At 55.9% G+C, this 14,303-nt stretch carries 12 protein-coding genes; 9 read left to right on the forward strand and 3 right to left on the reverse strand.

Translation table 11 applies throughout. The annotated features are described in order from the left end of the window. Positions 1-132 precede the first annotated feature (132 nt). The 8 genes from corA (at position 133) to Poly21_RS08475 (ending at position 11,050) form a co-directional block, all read left to right on the forward strand. The gene (corA, locus tag Poly21_RS08435) at positions 133-1,119 is read left to right on the forward strand and encodes a magnesium/cobalt transporter CorA (protein ID WP_302118114.1); all 987 of its coding nucleotides are present in this window, start codon (positions 133-135) and stop codon (positions 1,117-1,119) included. Between the two features lie 389 nt (positions 1,120-1,508). Continuing rightward, positions 1,509-2,516, forward strand: a complete 1,008-nt coding sequence (locus tag Poly21_RS08440) for an AAA family ATPase (protein WP_146406409.1) — start codon at positions 1,509-1,511, stop codon at positions 2,514-2,516. Between the two features lie 233 nt (positions 2,517-2,749). Beyond that, a complete protein-coding gene (locus tag Poly21_RS08445; protein WP_146406410.1) occupies positions 2,750-3,625 on the forward strand; it encodes a DUF58 domain-containing protein in 876 nt (291 codons plus the stop codon). Continuing rightward, on the forward strand, positions 3,622-4,623 hold the full coding sequence (locus tag Poly21_RS08450; RefSeq protein ID WP_146406411.1) for a BatD family protein: 1,002 nt from the start codon (positions 3,622-3,624) through the stop codon (positions 4,621-4,623). The genes Poly21_RS08445 and Poly21_RS08450 overlap by 4 nt, the downstream gene beginning before the upstream one ends. A gap of 15 nt (positions 4,624-4,638) precedes the next feature. Then, positions 4,639-5,712 (forward strand): vWA domain-containing protein, encoded by a 1,074-nt coding sequence (locus Poly21_RS08455; RefSeq protein ID WP_146406412.1) that lies wholly within the window; start codon positions 4,639-4,641, stop codon positions 5,710-5,712. Between the two features lie 33 nt (positions 5,713-5,745). Further along, positions 5,746-6,813 (forward strand): vWA domain-containing protein, encoded by a 1,068-nt coding sequence (locus tag Poly21_RS08460; RefSeq protein WP_146406413.1) that lies wholly within the window; start codon positions 5,746-5,748, stop codon positions 6,811-6,813. Positions 6,814-6,924: 111 nt separating this feature from the next. Continuing rightward, the gene (locus Poly21_RS27265) at positions 6,925-8,112 is read left to right on the forward strand and encodes an ICP22 family protein (RefSeq protein ID WP_302118118.1); all 1,188 of its coding nucleotides are present in this window, start codon (positions 6,925-6,927) and stop codon (positions 8,110-8,112) included. 79 nt (positions 8,113-8,191) lie between these two features. Beyond that, on the forward strand, positions 8,192-11,050 hold the full coding sequence (locus Poly21_RS08475; protein ID WP_146406416.1) for a BatD family protein: 2,859 nt from the start codon (positions 8,192-8,194) through the stop codon (positions 11,048-11,050). A 299-nt stretch (positions 11,051-11,349) separates the two neighbouring features. Here Poly21_RS08475 and Poly21_RS08480 read toward each other — a convergent pair whose 3' ends face one another. After that, complete coding sequence (locus tag Poly21_RS08480; RefSeq protein ID WP_146406417.1) at positions 11,350-12,570, reverse strand: DUF1559 domain-containing protein; 1,221 nt, start codon at positions 12,568-12,570, stop codon at positions 11,350-11,352. A gap of 222 nt (positions 12,571-12,792) precedes the next feature. Beyond that, entirely contained in the window at positions 12,793-12,921 is a 129-nt protein-coding gene (locus Poly21_RS27270) for a hypothetical protein (protein WP_302118121.1), read from the reverse strand. Positions 12,922-13,135: 214 nt separating this feature from the next. Here Poly21_RS27270 and Poly21_RS08485 point away from each other — a divergent pair, with 214 nt between their 5' ends. Next, positions 13,136-13,324, forward strand: a complete 189-nt coding sequence (locus Poly21_RS08485) for a hypothetical protein (protein WP_146406418.1) — start codon at positions 13,136-13,138, stop codon at positions 13,322-13,324. Positions 13,325-13,559: 235 nt separating this feature from the next. On the opposite strand, the gene Poly21_RS08490 is transcribed toward Poly21_RS08485, so the two are convergent. Then, positions 13,560-14,267, reverse strand: coding sequence for a DUF1559 family PulG-like putative transporter (locus tag Poly21_RS08490; protein ID WP_146406419.1), 708 nt, complete (start codon positions 14,265-14,267; stop codon positions 13,560-13,562). Between the last annotated feature and the right edge of the window lie 36 nt (positions 14,268-14,303).

The following is a 14,303-nucleotide window of genomic DNA, read 5'->3' on the forward strand; positions in this document are numbered from 1 at the left end:
GTTGCGCTTCGAAATTGCGATTGACCGGTTTCAGCCCGCTCACGTGACGGGCTGGTGCGGGGCGTAGGCGATCAAGCATTAGATCGTACAATGGCGATGCCCCGCCCGCTCTCCGCTCCCAAGACTCTGAACATGGCATCTCAAAGTGTGATCAACTCAGCGGCATACCACAACGGTATCCGGGTCGCTGACGTGCCGCTTGCAGATTTGGGGGATGCCTGGAACCACTCCGATCGATTCATTTGGGTGGGACTGTACGAGCCGAGTGAACAGGTACTGTCGTTCATCCAGCAGGCTTTCGGTCTTCACGATCTGGCGATCGAAGACGCCCACAACGCCCATCAACGTCCCAAGCTCGAAGTCTATGACGACTCGATGTTCGTTGTGATGCGGACGGCGAAGCTGTCCGCCGGTGGGGATCGGCGAATCGAATTCGGCGAAACACACATGTTTCTCGGCCCGAGATACGTGATCACCGTGCGACACGGCTCGCTGCAATCGCATGTGGGCGTCCGTGCAAGATGCGAATCAACGCCGAATTTGCTCGCCAAAGGTGAAGGGTTTGTTGCCCACGCCGTGATGGACTTCGTGGTGGACCAGTACTTTCCGATTATCGATGCGCTAGAGGCGGAATTGGATGAATTGGAGGTGCATATCTTCAGCGGCGTGTCCGAACGCAGCGTCACTGCCCGTATCTATCACCTCCGTCGTGACCTGCTCGCGATTATGCAAGCGGTCTCGCCGCTCATCGATGTGTCCTCGCGCCTTGCGCGCACGAACTCGCATCTGATTTCTGCTGATGCCCGCCCCTACTTCCAAGACATCCACGATCATGTTGTCTGCATCGCAGGCCTCGTCGACAGTCTACAGCAACTATCGCAAACGGCCCTGGAGAGTAACTTAGCGCTGATCTCAGTATCCCAAAATGATGACACCAAGCGTCTGGCCGCGTGGGCGGCCATTTTGGCGGTGCCGACGTTGGTTGCGGGCCTCTACGGCATGAATTTCAAGTACATGCCTGAGACCGGGTGGGTATGGGGCTATCCCGCCTCACTGGCGATGATGGGGCTCCTGTGCGTTGCCTTGTACATGCGTTTTCGCAGTGTTGATTGGCTGTAGGCAAGCCGCGACATGATCGATCTGCCTGAGCATGGACGCATCGAATTTCGGGGCTGGCTACTTCGCGAAAGCGTGATGGGGTCATACTCCCGCCGCGTCCCTGTCCAACGAGTCGCTCGCAACGCTCTTAACCCCGGGCGGTGAATCTCCAGCGCGGAGCCCGCTGTCGCCCAAGGTGGGTCATATTTCCCCAGTCCGGAATTCTGCCCCGTTGTCTTCGCGGCGAAAACGCTAAATACTGCGTGTTTTACGGTGTTTTTGAGATTTTTGAAGCTTTGGCACAGTCCATGCTAAAACAGTCCACGTAAAGGTCGTAAGGTCGATTCGCGACCCTCAATATCTCGCGACCCAACCGCTAAACCCATCCGATCATCTTCTTAGGTACTGCCATGCTCGAACAGCCCACGACTCGCGAACGCATCACGGAACTCACCCACGAGATTGGCAAGCGAAACGTCCCTTTTCAGAGAATCGTCGAGCAGGTTAACCATGTTCTCGTGGGACAGGAGCGACTCATTCACCGCATGTTGATCGGGTTGCTCGCCAATGGTCACCTGTTGATCGAAGGGGTCCCGGGACTGGCCAAGACGACCGCGGTGTCGAGTCTTGCCAAAGCGATCAACACTGGCTTCCAGCGTTTGCAGTTCACTCCGGATCTGCTGCCAGCTGATTTGATCGGCACGCAGGTATATCGGCCGCAAGACCAAACCTTCGTCGTCCAGAAAGGGCCAATCTTCTCGAATTTGATCCTGGCTGACGAGATTAACCGTGCTCCGGCGAAGGTGCAAAGTGCGCTTCTAGAAGCGATGCAAGAACGCCAAGTCACGATCGGATCGGAGACGTTTCCGTTAGACAATCCGTTCTTGGTCATGGCAACGCAGAACCCAGTAGAGCAGGAGGGAACGTATCAATTGCCTGAAGCGCAGACCGACCGGTTTATGCTTAAAGTGATCGTGGACTACCCTAACCGCGACGAGGAAATCCTGATCCTGCAGCGGATGAGTAAAACGTCGACGAAATTCGATGTCAATGCGATCACCTCCCCTGCGGAGATCTTGGCAGCTCGCGAACTGGTCGACGAGATTTATGTTGACTCCAAAGTGCAGAACTACATTGTCGATCTGGTGATGGCGACCCGCACACCTGAAGCATACGGTTTAGAACTAAGCGATTTGATTCAGTTCGGTGGTTCTCCCCGAGCGACGATCAATTTGGCGCTGGCAGCCAAGGCCAACGCGTTTCTAGCGGGGCGAGGCTATGTTACTCCCGCAGACGTCAAAGAGATCGCGTTGGACGTCCTGCGGCACCGCGTGATGGTAACGTACGAGGCTGAGGCGGAAGAACGGACAAGCGATTCGATTGTTGCGGAGATTCTCAATCACGTGGCAACCCCTTAGTGCACCACGTGCACGATCTGAGTTGCCCGACTGAGTGAGTTTCTTGCTGTCCATGCCGAGCAGTGACGCCGCGCTGGCTACTGATGGATTCTCTGCTCACAACGGTGACGTCGGGGAGGTTTTCCCGGGGGTGCCGCCACCACCTGATGGTTCACGAAGTCAAAGCTCGCCATGCTCGGCGATTGCTTTGATTGATTAAAAATAGTCCGCTGCACGCCAAACACAGGCCTATCATGATTCCACGCGAGATTCTACAGAAAATACGCCGGATCCAAATTCGCACCTCCCACCAAGTCGATGAGTTGTTGGCGGGCAATTGGCATTCGGCATTCAAGGGACGCGGAGTCGAGTTTGAGGAAGTGCGTCCCTACCAAATCGGTGATGACGTTCGTGCCATCGACTGGAACGTGACGGCGCGCAGCGACCAGCCCTTCGTCAAGCTTTTTCGCGAAGAGCGTGAGCTCGCCGTCCAGTTGCTCGTTGATCTCAGCGGCTCGCAGAAATTGGGGACGACCACCCAGACCAAACGCGAACTGGTAGCGGAACTCGGCGCCCTGTTATCGATGTCCGCGATCAAGAACAACGACAAGGTTGGTTTGACTTTGTTCTCCGATGGGATTGAGAAGAGCATCCCCGCGCGGAAAGGGTCGCGACATGTCCTCCGCCTCATCCGCGAACTGCTGTACTGCCAACCGATGGGCGTCGGAACGGACATTCGCTTTGCACTCGAGCATCTCAATCGGGTTTGCAAGCGACGTACTGTCGTGTTTCTGATCAGCGATTTTCAGGACACTCAGTACGAGCGCGCACTCAAAGTCGCCGCGCGGAAACATGACATTATCCCGGTCGTGATCACAGATCCACGCGAGCACGAAATGCCCAACGTAGGACTGGTTCGATTGCAAGACGAAGAGACGGGGGAGGCTATCACCCTCGACACCGCCAGTTCTCAAAACCGAGATCACTTCGCGAATCTTTATCGTAGGGAGTGTGACACTCGCGACCACCTATTTCGACGCTTGCGGCTGATGCCGATCCATCTTGAAACAGGCTCGGATATCGTCGAACCATTACATAAGTACTTTCATCTACGAGAGACTCGAGCATGATTTTACGTCGTGACCATGAACGTCAACGGCTGTCGCTATCCGTTCATACATTGAGACACTGGGTGGCCTGCGTCGCAGCCGGTTGGCTAGTGATGTGGCTGCTGATGACGGTCGATGTCGCTGACGCCGCCACTCCCGAGATTACCACTCAGGCATCGACGACGACCGTGCGCGTGGCCCAACCATTTACGGTGCGGTGGACGGTCGTTGCCCCAACAGGGTCAAAGGTGATGTTTCCCAAACGCGGCCTGCAGCTTGGTGACTTCGAAGTTCTCGGCGTGTCGGATCAATTCGATGTTCCTCAGGCAGGCACCAACGCCACTAGAACCTGGACGCGACAAATGACTCTCGAGACGATTCAAACCGGCGATCTGGTGATCCCGGACCTCGAAATTCGCATCCAAAGTGCGCGCGGTAGTGACACTGCGGAATCCACTGCACTACGCACCCAATCGCTCACGATCCACGTCGCTAGTGTGCTCGAAGATCGCGCCGACCCCACTCAATTTCATGATATCCAACCGGTGGTTGACGTCGATATTCCCACGGAGCCTGCTAGGAACCACCTTGCTTGGGCGCTCGGAGGTACCGTCGGTGTGGCGGTGCTCGCAATCGCGAGCGTGATCGTCGTTCGTAAACGTAACAGCATGACACCCCAGACGTGGGCGCTGGGCGAACTCGCCGAGCTGCAACTCGCTACCCGCACCGGAGAAGCAGGTGCCGATGAGGCGACCCTGCGATTGTCCGGCATCCTTCACGATTTCTTGCTGCTGCAGCTCGACATGGATGAGGGGGGACGCACCACTCATGAACTGCTCGATACGGTCAGTGATAAACATACCGTTGCACGCGAGATCATCGATCGAATCGGCGTGCTCATCAAGCTTGCCGACGACGCAAAATTTGCTGGACAGCACCTCACTCAAAGCGAGCTCGCCGCAGCGATCGACGAATCTCGAGAAATCATCCAAGCCATCGCATCCTCGCAGCAGAGTTAGGAGATTAGCAAGCTGATGTTGTATTCACCCTGGTATCTATTGTTGCTCTTATTTGTACCGGTATTGGCATGGCGGTTGTTCTCACCGCGCCGCCGGAGCGCGGTCAGGTTCAGCAGCCTGCGGATCGCACAACAAATGACTCCGACCCTGAGGCAACGCCTGGCATGGTTGCCCGCAGCATTGACGCTCGGTGCGATCACATTCATGGTTTTGGGCGCAGCACGACCCCGGGAGGGACGTGAACAAACCGTTGCAGAGAGCGAAGGTATCGCCATCGAGATGGTCGTCGATCGCAGCGGCAGCATGCAAGCTCTCGATTTTGAGATTGACGGGGAGCCCGTCGATCGACTGACGGCGATCAAAAAAGTCGCCAGCGAATTTGTGCAGGGCGATGATAGCCGTGATCTTGCAGGTAGATTCAGCGATCTGGTTGGATTGATTACCTTCGCAGGATACGCCGATAGTGAGACGCCGCCGACTCTCGACCACGCCTTTCTCACATCTCGACTGAATCATACTCAGATCGTCACCGCCCGCAGCGAAGATGGCACCGCCATTGGTGACGCCATCTCGTTAGCGGTCGAAAAACTCAATGCGCTCGATGAACGTCAAAAGCAAAAGGTTCAAAGTAAGGTCATCATTCTTCTCACCGATGGTGAAAACAATGCGGGGCAGTTGGAGCCTGTTCCAGCGGCCGAGCTCGCCGCGACGATGGGGATCAAAGTCTACACGATCGGTGTTGGCACAAAGGGCGAAGCTCCCATTCCAGCAGTTGACGCCTTTGGTCGCCGAACCGTTCAGTGGATGAGAGTCAACATCGACGAGGCGACACTGACTGAAGTTGCCGAGGTAACAGGTGGAAAATACTTTCGTGCAACTGATACAGACTCGCTCGCCAAAATCTACGAAGAGATCGATCAACTCGAGAAAACAAACGTAGAAGCCAAGCACTTTGTCGACTATCGAGAACTTGCCGTGCAATCGTACTCTGGCGCTGTCTTCTTTCCCGCCGTATTGATGATCGCTTTTGTGCTGTTGGTCGCACGCCTCCTTCTCCAACAAACGTGGTTGCGCGAGATGACTGCGTGACACCTAACAATCATCTGAAATGAGAATCCTCCCATGGATATAACACTTGGAAATCCAGACGCGCTCTATCTGTTCCTCGTTATCGCGTTTTGCGCCGCGATGACAGCCTGGGCAGCGACCTCCCGGCGGCGCGCAGCGAATCGATTTGCAAGTCAGAAATTTCGCCATCGGATCCTGCCACGTGGTGGCGCCTTCCGCCACTGGGGCTCTGCCGTCCTCGTGCTTGCCAGCTTAAGTCTGCTCGTCATCGCTCTGACGGACATTCGCTGGGGCAAGACCATGAGAGAAGTTCCGCAAAAGGGCATCGAAGTCATGTTTGTGCTCGACGTCTCACGCAGCATGCTTGCCGAGGATGCCTCGCCCAACCGACTCGCTCGCGCTAAACAACAGATTAAGGATATGATCGATGCCATGGCCGGCGATCGGGTCGGGTTGATCGCCTTCGCTGGCGAGGCCCGTCAGTCGGTACCGCTGACGAGTCACTACGACGACTTCAAACAAACTCTCGATTCGGTGGGACCACAAACCGTTCGCAGTGGTGGCTCACGACTCGGTGACGCACTCGATGCTGCGGCCAGCGGATTTTTGAGCAAGACGCATGACCACAAGGCGATCGTGGTGTTTACCGATGGCGAAGACCAAGAGAGCAAACCGGTCGAAGTTGCCAGCAAATTGTTTGCCGAGCAGGGCATTCGCATTTTCACCGTCGGACTCGGCGACATGGATCAAGGCGCACGGGTGCCTGATTCCGAAAATGGAACTGGCGGCTACGTTCGTTATCAAGGCCAGCAGGTTTGGTCAAAATTGAATGGGCAGGTCCTGCAACAAATCGCTGAACAGACCAAGGGTGCCTACATTCCTGCGGGAACGCGTCGGGTCAACATGTCCGATGTCTATCATTATTATGTTGCCAACGTTGAGCAGGAGAATTTTGAAGATGCCAAAATCAATACCTACATCGCCCGGTATCAATGGTTCGCAGTTCCTGCACTTCTACTGTTGATATTGGAGGTGTTCTGGTCGACGCGGGGCACCCTGACAAACCAGAACGCGAATCCAGCGTCGAAGCAGCCTCACGATGGAATCGCGAAGGCTGCCTAATTCGAATGGCCGGCGGTGTTGAGAGATATCGCTGACTGACAACACGGTGCGGCACCCAATCACACCGCAACTCGACATTTACTTTTTTTCATCTTAACAGTTGTATTCGTCATGAACCTCGACACTGCGAAACGTTTATCGATCGTATTGCTCACGTGCGTGGCTGCTATTCCGGTCTCTGCCGACACGGCCGCCCAAATCAATGCTGCCAACGAGTTGGTGCGCAGCGGAGATCTGGAACAAGCAATCGAGACGTATAACGGAATCTCACCAACGGAACAAACTCGGCAACAGCTGAACTATAACCTCGGTGTCGCCCAATACAGGCAAGGAGATCTTGGAGCAGCCAAAGCGTTTTTCAGCCAAGCGTCAACGGCGTCTTCGCCTTCACTGGCCGCCGCTGCTCGGTACAACCTTGGAAACTGCTTCTACACTGATGCCGTCTCCACTGCTGAAACCGACAAGGCGGCGGCGATTGATGCTCTCAACCAAGCCATCTCGCACTACCGATCTTCACTGCGTGCTGACCCCCATCACGTTGAAGCCCGCGCCAACATTGAACTTGCGGTGGAGCTGCGTAACCAATTGGATGAACAACAACAACAACAACAACAACAGCAGCAGCAGCAGCAGCAACAAGGCGGTGAGCAACAGGAGCAATCTGAGGACAAGGGCACCGAAGGGTCTGAATCGCAACAAGAGCAACCGAGCGAGGACGCTCAATCCGAGAGTGGCGATTCTGACGAGAACCAGCCTCAACAGAATTCCGAGTCTCAATCGCCCGATGGCGAGTCCGATTCCGAACAGTCCGAACAGTCCGAACAGTCCGAGCATTCCGAGCAGTCCGAGCAACAGGAGCCCAGTCCAAGCGAGCAGTCGAGCCAGGGACAGCAGTCTGACGAAGACCCGCACAACGGTGACACGGGCCAGCCCGAGAAGCCTCAAGATGCCGCCCAACAGGGGGCGCAGCCAGAGGCAACTTCGGCGGAAGATCGGCAATCACCCGAGGGACCTTCCTCCGCAGAACAGACTCCCGACGAATCGTCTGCGGAACAGTCCCAATCCGAATCGAAAGCGTCCGATGCAGCCCCGTCGGGTCAACTGACCTCAGCGAACGAGCAGCAGGACTTGGAGCGCGCCAGCGGAAATGTAGGTGTCGAGAGCGATGAGAATAGTCTGATGACCAAAGAAGAAGCTCTTAAAATGCTTCAAGCTGTCCGAGATCGAGACATGTTGCGGCGTTTGCGTCAAGAGCAACTCGAACGAAGCCGCCATATCCCCACCGAGCGAGATTGGTGATGGCTGCTTCATTCCCGTGTGGCATCGCAATCTATAAGGCACCCAACATTATACCAAGTCGTTTTTCAGAGAGATCGTCATGAAATCCATCTTCCATTCATTCCTCCTCGTTGCGCTGTTGGCCGCGACGGCGGTTGCCGCCGAAGTCGATACTCAGATTTCCACGCGTGAGACCTTTGTCGGTCGGCCGGTTGTTTTACAAATCTCAGTTGTTGATGCCGCCGATTATCAAGAACCGGTGTTGCCCAACATTGATGGGTGCGATATTCAATCGCTAGGACGCCCGAGGGAGATGTCTCAGGTCACGATCATTAACGGCCGACGAAGTGAAAGCCGCAGCGCCGTTCTCCAGTATCACGTCACGCCGCGGGAGGAGGGCACGTTCGTGATTCCCGCACTCGAGCTCACTGTCGACGGGAAGCCGGTTGCTACGAAACCGCAGCGTTTCGTGGCCTCCAAAAGTGAAACTGGCGATCTGATGTTCGTCGAGATCGATGGTGATCAAAAACAGGTTTACGTGGGAGAGCCACTCGATCTCACGCTGAAGATCTGGGTCAAGCCTTTTCGTGACCCCGCGACCGGGCAGACGCTGTCTGAAGGTGATATGTGGAGCACAATATCCGCGTCGACTTTGTGGGGTGGATTTAGCGACCAGGTCGAAACCATGAAGAGAAACCGACAGCGTCCTCGTGGAGAAGAAGTGCTGCGGGACGACGGAACCGGCCACGAACGCAGTTATTACCTCTACCGCATTGAAGCGACCGTCTATCCGAAACGGGCGGGCAGCATTAGCGCAGATGATGTACAGATTGTTGTCGACTATCCCACGGCACTGGGCCAAGCACGCTCGCCCTTCGGCAGATCTTTTGCTGACGACTTCTTCGGTGGCCGTTCACCATTCTCAAGTATGATGGACGATGATCTCTTCGGTGCACCTTTTGGTCGCGGTTTGGCCATCACCGAATCGCGTCCGATCATCGGCGAGGTCGCTGTGGATGCCACGGAAGTACGACCTGTTCCAACCGAGGGACGCCCCCATGACTACCGCGGTGCGGTGGGACAATACCAAATCGTCACGCGAGCTACCCCGACAACGGTGGATGCGGGCGACCCGATCACACTTAACATCGGCATCAGAGGCACAGGCCCGATGGAGCTGGTACAGGCGCCACCACTGTCTACGCTGCCCGAATTAACTGAGGAATTCAAGGTTCCCGACGAATCATTGGCCGGGTTTGTCGAAGACGACATGAAAGTTTTCTCGACAACCATCCGCCCGCGCCAGGCCGGAGTTGAAGAGATCCCTCCGATTCGCTTTAGCTTCTTCAACCCAGACACAAAAGAATTTGAAACGGTGATGAGTGATCCGATCGCGATCACGGTCGCCGAATCGGAAACTCTCGCACTCGACTCGATTGTCAGTAGTGCAACGGGCTCGTCACCAGGCGCATCTCAAGCTTCGCTGGACCGTCACCTTCCGAACTTCACCAACGATAGCGGACCAGGCGTGCTCGAAACACAGTCGCCACGATCCACAACGGATGGGTGGTGGGCGTTTGTCATCGTTCCACCTCTGGTTTGGATCATCGCGGTCATCGTGAAGTATTGGTCTGTCCTTCGCGCGAACATGCCGAGTTTCCGTAGCCCGCGAGCAGCATGTCTAGCGGCAATCGAACGTGCCCAATCAGCAGATGACGTTCAGGAAGCGTTGGTAGGATTCATTCTGAAACGTAGCCGGGTGCCGGCGAACGATCCGTCCGATGACTCCGTTGCGAGCGCAACACGAGCGGTTGGCGCGCTGCGTTTGATCGGCCTATACCACGTTGCCTCCGAAGCAGAGTCATTCCTGCTCTCGCGTCACGCCGCTGGCACGGCAGCCTTGGAAACCAGCGTGGCGACCGCAAACACTTTGGTGGAGCGAGTCGACCATGCGATCAGTGCAAACAAACGCAGCCGCATTAAACGCAAGAGACTACCGCGACCTGCCAATGGGGCGATGCCCACCACGATGCATTCATCCCGCCACGGCACCACCAGCCTAATGGGGGCAATTCTAATCACCTGCATGGCGGCCGCAACGTCGCTCGCGGGAGAAACGGCAGGCGCGCCTGGCACTGCACCGCAAGATCCGCTTGATGGAAAAGTCCAGAACGCCACGACGGACGTGGACGATGTTCGGCTAGCACTTACTTTCGAACAACAGCAGACACTCCTCAGCGAAGCGACCGAAGCTTATGAGCTCGCCCTCGCGAAGTCCCAGTCGGATTCTGCCGACGCAAAAGAACTGCTGACCGCAGCCCGCACGAAGTATCAAATGCTGATTGACAGCGGCATTCGCAACGCCGAGCTGTATACCAATCTAGCCAATGCTGAATTTCAAACCGGTCAGCTCGGCCGCGCTATCGCCCACTATGAGAACGCGATCCTATTTGACCCGGCGAATGCACAGGCACGAACGAACTTGGCTTTCGCTGACGAGCAGGTTCGACGCGGCACCTCCGTAGTGGAGCCTGTTTCAGGAGTCCGTGGGATCAACAATCAGGTCGTGAACTACCTTGGCCGGAATACTTTGATTTGGTTACTCGCGGTTTCATCGATTGCCTTCTGGGGCGTTCTGACCATTCGCCTATTTCATCGTCTATTCCCGGTTTGGGGTTGGGCTACCGTGCCGTTTCTGCTGCTCATCATCTCGCTGGGATCAGTCGTCCTGACTGAGTCGAACCCACGATTACCGTGGAATGCCGTCATCGTGTCCGACACTGTGAATCTTCACGCCGGCGATGGCACCGAGTTTGAAACTGTCGTCAACATCGACGCAGCACAAGGGCATCGCGTTGAGGTCATAAATCGGCGCGGTAACTGGTCGCAAATCCGCACGAGTGAGGGACAGACCGGCTGGCTCCCTGATAAGGATTTGCAAACAGTTTCCGCGACCTAAACCTGTCCGGTGTTGAGATCGGTGCTTCAAGAGAAACGGATGCTGGCGCTGCGGCAAGTCGAGTTCGCGGAACATTCCCAATCTGGTGAGCCACGCGGTGACTTTGGCGCATCCGCCCGCAACGTTGGATCCGCTAGGGCATCTCACACGGGGGCGTCACCGCGATACTCTCAATTCCAATTTGCCGGCTTTACCCACGATAAACTTGGCTGAGGAAAAACAGGGCGTCCACGCGCCGCATGTGATTGCGAATGGGGACGCCCCGTTTCCTATACCAACTTTGATCGCTCGAGCGACGATTAAAAGTCGCTATTCGTGACTTCTCGTGAACCCCGGGTTCCCAGTGCTCCCCACAGCCCGTAAGGACTCGCGGATCCAGGGGCCCGTAATCCAGTTCCGCCACTAACCACGTTGCCGGCGGATTGATTGCCAGACTCGATCGAATCAGTGATGAACTTGACCGCGCCGTCGCCCATCAGAACGTGCGTACCACCTTGGTGGCGGCTCGACGTCGACGCAGACATATTGCGGTCCCACGAGCTCATACCACAGATCTCGCTATTAGGCGGGCGAATTGTGGTGCACTGGCCAAAGACGGGATAGGCATCGGACCAACGAAACCCACGCCCATCACTTACGCCATCGGTCCCGACGGCCCAAAACTGAGGACGGGTGGGGTCGATGCCGGGCACCGTGTTGCGACAGTATAATGGGTCGGCGATGAAGGGCGACGCATTGTTGTTGCCCGCCAAACGTCCGCCAATTGTGCGAACGTCTTTATCACCCAGGTCAGTCGCAATCTCACCCATGGCAATTGTGTTGGCGGTACCATCAAGGATGTCTCGCAACCCGAGTTGCTGACCAATGTGGAATACACCTCGCCCGCTCGCTTGGCTACGCGTCGCGGTTCCCGAACTTGGTTTGTAGGGAAGGACCACTCCCGGTTTTTCCAGGTAACCATCACGGTTGTTCTGCGCCGAGTCTCCCGTGCAAGCCACGTAGTTGGTGCGTCCCAGGGCGGGCAGGCCTGTTCCCGGGTCACTGGGGCATCGCAGAGCGGCGATCTCAGTGGCCCATGGTGGGTACTGGATATTCTCGGGGGTCGGGCCCATCGCTGACCAGGGAATCGTGCCGCCAGGGTTTGTCGTTGTGCCATCGGTGCGACCGAGCAACGGGTTGCTGATCTGCTGCCACAGAGCTTGCTGCTCCATAAAAGGTAACAGGCCAACCAAGGCGCTCAGACGCATGTTGTTACCATCGGGAGACGACACCCACGCATTGATCGGGGCGGGCGGGTGCGTTCCGGTGCCGTGCATCGGCAGTTTATCAAACGCTGCGTGATAGTTATGCATGGCCAAGCCAAGTTGCTTGAAATTATTGCTGCAGCTCATCCGCCGTGCCGCTTCGCGTGCGGCTTGGACAGCTGGTAAGAGCAGCCCCACGAGCACGCCAATGATGGCGATTACGACGAGGAGTTCGACGAGCGTGAATGCTGCTCGTCGGGGATTGGGTCGATCCATAAACTGTGCTTTCTCTAATTTGCTTGAGTTTGAAGCCATGCGCAATGATTGATGCGGCACGGAAGTACTCTGCGCATGCAGGGTAAGCATCTCCAAACCCAGCTACTTGGGGAAGTTTCGCCAGATTTTAAAAAAAACGCGTCTCTCTGCGAAAAGTGCGTACAGCGAGCTGCTGCAGTCCATCTGGGGCTATCGCAAATTTCACCGAGACTGCATTGGCACTCAGAATTTTCCGTCGAGGTAAGCGGAATGGTAGCCTTGGCTGGCGGCGGACACGTCCGACTTCAGCACCCATACTGCCACGACAACGCTCATGTCCGAGGCTGCATCTTTGGGAATAAACACAAGCATGCTGGAGCCACCCGCGATACACGCGGCGAGATGCCTCTTACGTATCCTTGTGAATCAGGATTGGGCCTCTGACAAGTGGCATTCGATAAAAACGGAGCGGAGGTCCATTGCCACGGTGAATTCCCAAGCGTATCCTTCCGAAAACGTGCTGAGCAGCGATTGCCAAGCGGCATTCAATTCTTGGTTACAATCAATTCTACATAGGTGCTCTTCAATGAAGAAATGGTCGAGTGTTGTTTGGCTGGTAGTATGTTTGGTCGTGGTCGGCTGCGGTAGTGAGGCGACCAACAATGTCGCAACGAGTGCCGACGCGCAAGCGATCGCCGACTACGAGGCAGCTCAGGCGGAGTCGCAAAAACAAATTGCCGCAGATGAGAAGCAAGCGGGAAAGCCAGCTCGTTAATCCGCGTCAAACGTTCGGAAGTGGAACTAAAGGACTCTGCGTCTACAGTCCGTAATACGACAGATGAATTAGGGCGCGTCGCACGGAAGTGAGCGTCAGAGTACAGTGGAAGTTTTTTTGTGTACTCTACAACCTCCGGCGCACGCGTCCGTCGGGAAAATCCTTATGAATCCCGTACACCTGGGCCACCGCAGTGAAATCCACAGCAGACCCAGGTGCACCCTTCAAGGCTAGCTCAGGGAACAATGGCTTCGGTTTCTTTCGCGTTGCGTGTTCCGAGTGCACCCCAGAGACCAAACGGGCTCTTGAGACCGGCGTCCGATTTTGTGCCATACCCACCAGTTGTGGGATCTGAACCCACGGCATAGCTCATTTGATTTCCAGCTTCAATGGAATCAGTGATGTACTTAACCGCGCCATCACCCATGAGGACGTGGGCTCCACCTTGGTGATAACTGCCCACAGAAAAGTAGCCTGTATTGCCCTCAGCCTGCTGCACGCTATAGCTGTTTGGCGAACGCACTGTTTGAATAGAACTGTACGGCAAACGACCGTCGGACCACCGGTGCCCTTGGTGGTGATGAACTTCTTGATCGACCCCTACCGTGCCACCTCCACCCGAAACAGAAAGCGACCGCAGGTATTGCTGAGGGTTGGCTGGGTCTACGATTGTTGCCTCCCACGTTCCTGGCGGAGTATTGACTGCGCCGTTGACGTTACCTCCGGCGGTATAGATGCCACCTTTAATTGACAGGTCGCCCTGGTATACAACGTTTTCTCCGGCCGCGATTGTATTGGATAATCCATCCAAGATATCATCGAAACCAAGGAAATGACGAGCACGGAAAAAACCACGCGACCATTTTCCAGACCCAGGATCTCCCCAAGTCCCATCGTTGGATGCGGATCCATTGTCCTGGATGCCGCCGTGCTGCTGCTCCATCGTGGCGTCGCCAGCACACGCTAAGTAGTTTGCATA

It is taken from the genome of Allorhodopirellula heiligendammensis (assembly GCF_007860105.1).
GTDB classification, from domain to species: domain Bacteria; phylum Planctomycetota; class Planctomycetia; order Pirellulales; family Pirellulaceae; genus Rhodopirellula; species Rhodopirellula heiligendammensis.

Excerpts from the sequence above, each read along its gene's own strand:
- Poly21_RS08460 (WP_146406413.1), top strand. The coding sequence starts at position 5,746 with ATGGATATAACACTTGGAAATCCAGACGCGCTCTATCTGTTCCTCGTT.
- Poly21_RS08440 (WP_146406409.1), top strand. The coding sequence starts at position 1,509 with ATGCTCGAACAGCCCACGACTCGCGAACGCATCACGGAACTCACCCAC.
- corA (WP_302118114.1), top strand. The coding sequence starts at position 133 with ATGGCATCTCAAAGTGTGATCAACTCAGCGGCATACCACAACGGTATC.
- Poly21_RS08445 (WP_146406410.1), top strand. The coding sequence starts at position 2,750 with ATGATTCCACGCGAGATTCTACAGAAAATACGCCGGATCCAAATTCGC.
- Poly21_RS27265 (WP_302118118.1), top strand. The coding sequence starts at position 6,925 with ATGAACCTCGACACTGCGAAACGTTTATCGATCGTATTGCTCACGTGC.
- Poly21_RS08455 (WP_146406412.1), top strand. The coding sequence starts at position 4,639 with ATGTTGTATTCACCCTGGTATCTATTGTTGCTCTTATTTGTACCGGTA.
- Poly21_RS08450 (WP_146406411.1), top strand. The coding sequence starts at position 3,622 with ATGATTTTACGTCGTGACCATGAACGTCAACGGCTGTCGCTATCCGTT.
- Poly21_RS08485 (WP_146406418.1), top strand. The coding sequence starts at position 13,136 with ATGAAGAAATGGTCGAGTGTTGTTTGGCTGGTAGTATGTTTGGTCGTG.
- Poly21_RS08490 (WP_146406419.1), bottom strand. The coding sequence starts at position 14,267 with ATGGAGCAGCAGCACGGCGGCATCCAGGACAATGGATCCGCATCCAAC.
- Poly21_RS08480 (WP_146406417.1), bottom strand. The coding sequence starts at position 12,570 with ATGGATCGACCCAATCCCCGACGAGCAGCATTCACGCTCGTCGAACTC.
- Poly21_RS27270 (WP_302118121.1), bottom strand. The coding sequence starts at position 12,921 with ATGCTTGTGTTTATTCCCAAAGATGCAGCCTCGGACATGAGCGTTGTC.
- Poly21_RS08475 (WP_146406416.1), top strand. The coding sequence starts at position 8,192 with ATGAAATCCATCTTCCATTCATTCCTCCTCGTTGCGCTGTTGGCCGCG.